We start from the raw sequence: 4,498 nt of genomic DNA, 5'->3' as shown, positions 1-4,498 counted from the left end.
TCTAAGGTTATTAATATAAAGTAATTAATATATAATTATTATATTATTTTAATTTATTATTATTCAAGTTTAAAGGAGATTTATTATGGAAATTAAAGAAGATGCTGAAAAAATTCTTGAAAAATTTTCAAAAACTTTAGATACTATTCCAGATCTTGATGAAACAATTTATATTACTGATAATTTAAATATAACTCGTAAAGATGAATGTATTAAAATGGATGCTTCAAAAATTAGAAGAAATGCAAAAATAGATAAAAAAGGTAATTTAGTAGTTAAAAAAGCTGACTGGACTAATTAAGGTGATAGTATGAGAATGGATTTAGTACTTGAACTTTCTGACACTCCTGGACAATTAGTTTCCTCACTTTTACCATTTAAAGAGTTAGGTGCTAATCTTGTTACAGTTATTCATCAAAGGGATTATAAAAATGAGAATGGTAAAATTCCAGTACAAATAACTGTGAAAGGAGAAAAAGAAAATCTTGAAAAGATTATAGAGTCAATTGAAGAAATGGGAATTAGAATACTTAAAGTAAATGGTTCTTTAAAAACTGTTAAACTTAGTACAATTCTTATTGGACATGTTATTGATACTGATGTAAGAGATACGGTAGATCAATTAAATGCAATGGATAATGTAACTGTAACTACTATGGAAGTAAAATTTAATAATGAAGAAAAATCATCTGGATTAATAACTGTAGAAATGGCTTTAGGATTAAGAAATCAGGTACTAAATAAGATTAATGAAATCGCCGCTTCCAAAGACCTTTTAGTTATTAATGAGATTTAAACAAGAGGTTTTCAAATGAAAGATTTAAAATTATGTATAATGGGATTTGGAGCTGTTGGTCAAGGTTTAGCTAAAGTAGTCTCATTAAAAAGAGAATCAATTAAACAAGATTATGGTGTTAATTTAAAAATCGTATCAGTAGCAGATTCATCAACATCAGCAATATGTGAAGATGGTCTTGATGAAGATAAATTAATTAACATTAAAGAAGAAACTGGGAAAGTTGGTAATTATCCAGAATATGGAAGTAATATTTCAGGTCTTGATGTTCTTGACGCATGTGACTTTGATGTTCTTATGGAAGCAACACCAACTAATATTAAAGATGCAGAACCTGCACGAAGTCTTACATTAAAAGCATTTGATATGGGTAAAGATGTTGTAACATCTAATAAAGGTCATCTTGCATTAGATTTTAAAGAATTAATGGATTCTGCTAAAAAAAATAATGTATTATTTAAATTTGAAGCAAGTGTAGGTGGAACAATGCCTATTATTAATCTTGCACAAGAAACACTCCCTGCAAATGATATTAAATCAATTGTAGGTATTTTAAATGGTACAACAAATTATATACTTTCAAGAATGACCTCTGAAGGAACTTCCTATGAAAATACTTTAAAAGAATCACAACAATTAGGAATTGCTGAAACAGACCCTACACAAGATGTAATGGGTATTGATGCTGCATGTAAAACTGTAATTTTAGCAAATGCTTTACTTGGAATTCCTGCAACATATGATGATGTTAAAGTTAAAGGTATTTCAGAAATTACTTCTGAAGCTATTTCACTTGCAGGAAAAGAAGGTTATTTAATTAAATTAATTGCTGAGATTTCACCAAACAATCTTGAAGTTTCACCAAGACTTGTAAGAAAAGGTAGTGTATATGATATTAATGGAACTTTAAATATGGCTAACCTTAAAACAGATTTATCTGGTGATGTTACTGTTATGGGTATTGGTGCAGGTTCAGTTGAAACTGCTGCAGCAATGTTAACTGATTTAATTCATGTTATTCGTGAAAAATATTAAATAAACTTTTATAGTTTATTTTTATTTTTTTTTAAAATTATAATATTAAAATGTTAATTTTATTATATAAAATTTAACTTAGCTATTTAAATTTGTTTTTAGAATTTTAACTTAAAAAAATTAAATTAGCTATTTAATAGTTCAAATTTATATTTAAAGTTTTAAATTAAAAATTTAAGTTATTTAACTAAAATTTATTTTTATAATTTAAATTAAAAATTTAATTTAGCTATTTAAATAATTCAAATTATCTAATTTTATTAAAAAGGTTTTCAAAATACATATTAATTTTTACAGGAGTTAATTTTTATGAAATATGTTATAATTATTGGGGATGGAATGTGTGATTATCCTCTTAAAGAATTAGATGGTAAAACTCCTCTTGAATATGCTAATATTCCAAATATGGATAGATTAGCTAAAGAAGGAAGATGTGGTCTTACAAACAATGTATTTGAGAAATATGCACCAGGATCAGATGTAGCAAATATGAGTATATTTGGTTTTAATCCTGATAAATATTATACTGGTAGAGGTCCTCTTGAAGCAGGAAACATGGGTATTAATACTACTAGTAATGATGTAATATTCAGATGTAATACTATTACAGAAAAAGATGGACATTTAGATGATTTTAATGCAAATCATATTACATCAGAAGAGGCTTCTATTTTACTTAATGATTTAAACAAACATTTTGAAGAAAAATATCCTGGATTTAAAGGTAAATTTTATCCAGGAGTAAGTTATAGGCATGTATTTGTATATTCATGTGAAGATGCTGATGAAGTTAAAGATATGACTAGTTTTGATACTGTAGCTCCTCATGATATTGTTGGTGAAGAAATTGATAAATACACTAACTGGGATAATGTTTCTGGAGAAAAAATCAAATCAATAATGTTAGAATCAAAAGAATTTTTAGAAAATCATGAAGTTAATAAAAAACGTATTGAAAATGGTCTTAAACCTGCAAATATGGTATGGTTATGGAGTCAAGGTGTAACTCCTAAACTTGATAATTTTACAGATTTATATCATCTTAAAGCAGCAGTTATTACTGCAGTAGATTTACTTAAAGGAATTGCACATCTTGGTGGTATGGATATTATAAATGTTCCAGGAGCAACTGGATACTTTGATACTGATTATGCTGCAAAAGGTAAATATGCAGTTGATAATCTTAAAAATTATGATGTATTATATGTACATATAGAAGCTCCTGATGAAGCAGGACATGCTCAAAACGTTAAAGAAAAAGTTAAAGCTATTGAATCAATTGATAAATATATTGTAGGACCTGTATGGAAAGCTTTAGAAGAAAATTATGATGACTATAAACTAGTTGTTTTACCAGATCATCCAACTCCTATACCTGTAGGAACTCATACTCGTGATGATATTCCTCAAGTAATTTATTCATCTAATGGAGAAGCTGATGATGTTGATTCATACAGTGAGGCAAAAATATCTAAAGGTTCTATTAAAAAAGAACCAGGTTATAAATTAATTTCTAGATTAATAAATAATGATTATTAGATTATTAGTAGTTTAAATTAATTTTTAGATTATTTAATAATGTTTTTTAAATTATTATTTATTTTTTTATAAATTTTATTTTTAATTTTATTTTATGGTTTTTTTAATACTTTACTTCTAAATTTTACTTTTTTCTTTTTAGTAAATTTTAGTTCTAATTTTTTTTAATTTTTTTTTTTATATATATATATAATTTCTTATTCAAATTTATTTATTTGTACTATATTTAATATATTGGTTTTTATTTGAAGTTTAAATAGTTTTTAATTGTTTATAATAAAATATATATATATATATATATATATATATATTTATAAGTACATAAGTATATACTGTGTTTAGAATGAGAAATTTTAATGATACAACTAGCATTAAAATAAATAGAGAAAAAAAGAACTTAGTAAAATCAAAGGGTATCAAATTACAAGATTTATTGGATGATGCAATCAATTGGGAACTAGGAATTTCTGATGAGAAATCATTAAATAAAGAAAAAATCAATGAATTTTTATTAGAAATTAATAAGATAGAAAATGAAAGAGATAATTATCTTAATAATTTCGATAAAGAGATGAATTTATTATTAAATGATCTTATTCACTTTAAAAGTGAGGAAGAAAAATTCTATAATAATAAAATTGAAATACTTCAATCTAAAATTAAATATTTAGAATCTTTATGATTTGGTCTACTTTTATAAATAACTATCTTTTTTGTTTTATCTATTTATAGTTGAAGTTATATTTTTCAACAAAAATTTTAGTTTTTTTATAATTAGTTTGTAGTATTACTATTAAATTAATTATTTTTTTATTTTTTTTGAAAATCCTATTTGAAGGATTTTTTTACATTTTTTTAAATGTTCGTATTTTTAGATATTATTCTATAATATACAACATTTTTTAAATATATAAATTTATATTTTATTAAAAATCCCGTTGTATCTATATTTAAAATTAAATATTATTCTATTTATTAAATTTCTCATTCTTCAATATTTTTTTTAATTTTAAAATTATTTATTAAATTTCTCATTCTAAATGCATTTATTTTAATTTTAATTAATAAGTTTCTATTTTAATTAATTATTTTGTAGGTTTTAGTTTTAAATCTTTTTATTTTATTTAC

5 protein-coding genes are annotated in these 4,498 nt (G+C 23.6%); all 5 read left to right on the top strand.

Going from position 1 to position 4,498, the window contains the following annotated elements; all coding sequences use genetic code 11:
• The first annotated feature begins 85 nt into the window (after positions 1–85).
• Positions 86–301 carry an Asp-tRNA(Asn) amidotransferase subunit GatC gene (gatC, locus tag BGI41_RS06815; protein WP_088539796.1) on the top strand — a complete coding sequence of 72 codons (216 nt, stop codon included), beginning with the start codon at positions 86–88 and terminating at the stop codon, positions 299–301.
• Positions 302–310: 9 nt separating this feature from the next.
• On the top strand, positions 311–796 hold the full coding sequence (locus tag BGI41_RS06810; protein ID WP_088539794.1) for an amino acid-binding protein: 486 nt from the start codon (positions 311–313) through the stop codon (positions 794–796).
• Positions 797–811: 15 nt separating this feature from the next.
• Entirely contained in the window at positions 812–1,831 is a 1,020-nt protein-coding gene (locus BGI41_RS06805) for a homoserine dehydrogenase (RefSeq protein ID WP_088539792.1), read from the top strand.
• Between the two features lie 309 nt (positions 1,832–2,140).
• Positions 2,141–3,370: a cofactor-independent phosphoglycerate mutase gene (locus BGI41_RS06800; protein WP_088539789.1), complete on the top strand. Its 1,230-nt coding sequence runs from the start codon at positions 2,141–2,143 to the stop codon at positions 3,368–3,370.
• A 343-nt stretch (positions 3,371–3,713) separates the two neighbouring features.
• The gene (locus BGI41_RS06795) at positions 3,714–4,052 is read left to right on the top strand and encodes a hypothetical protein (RefSeq protein WP_088539787.1); all 339 of its coding nucleotides are present in this window, start codon (positions 3,714–3,716) and stop codon (positions 4,050–4,052) included.
• Positions 4,053–4,498: the final 446 nt, after the last annotated feature.

Origin of the sequence: Methanobrevibacter sp. 87.7 (assembly GCF_002208625.1) — an archaeon.
In the GTDB taxonomy this organism is placed as follows: Archaea; Methanobacteriota; Methanobacteria; order Methanobacteriales; family Methanobacteriaceae; genus Methanarmilla.
Note: the sequence above shows the minus strand (reverse complement) of the source record. Positions and strands in the feature narration are given on the sequence as shown.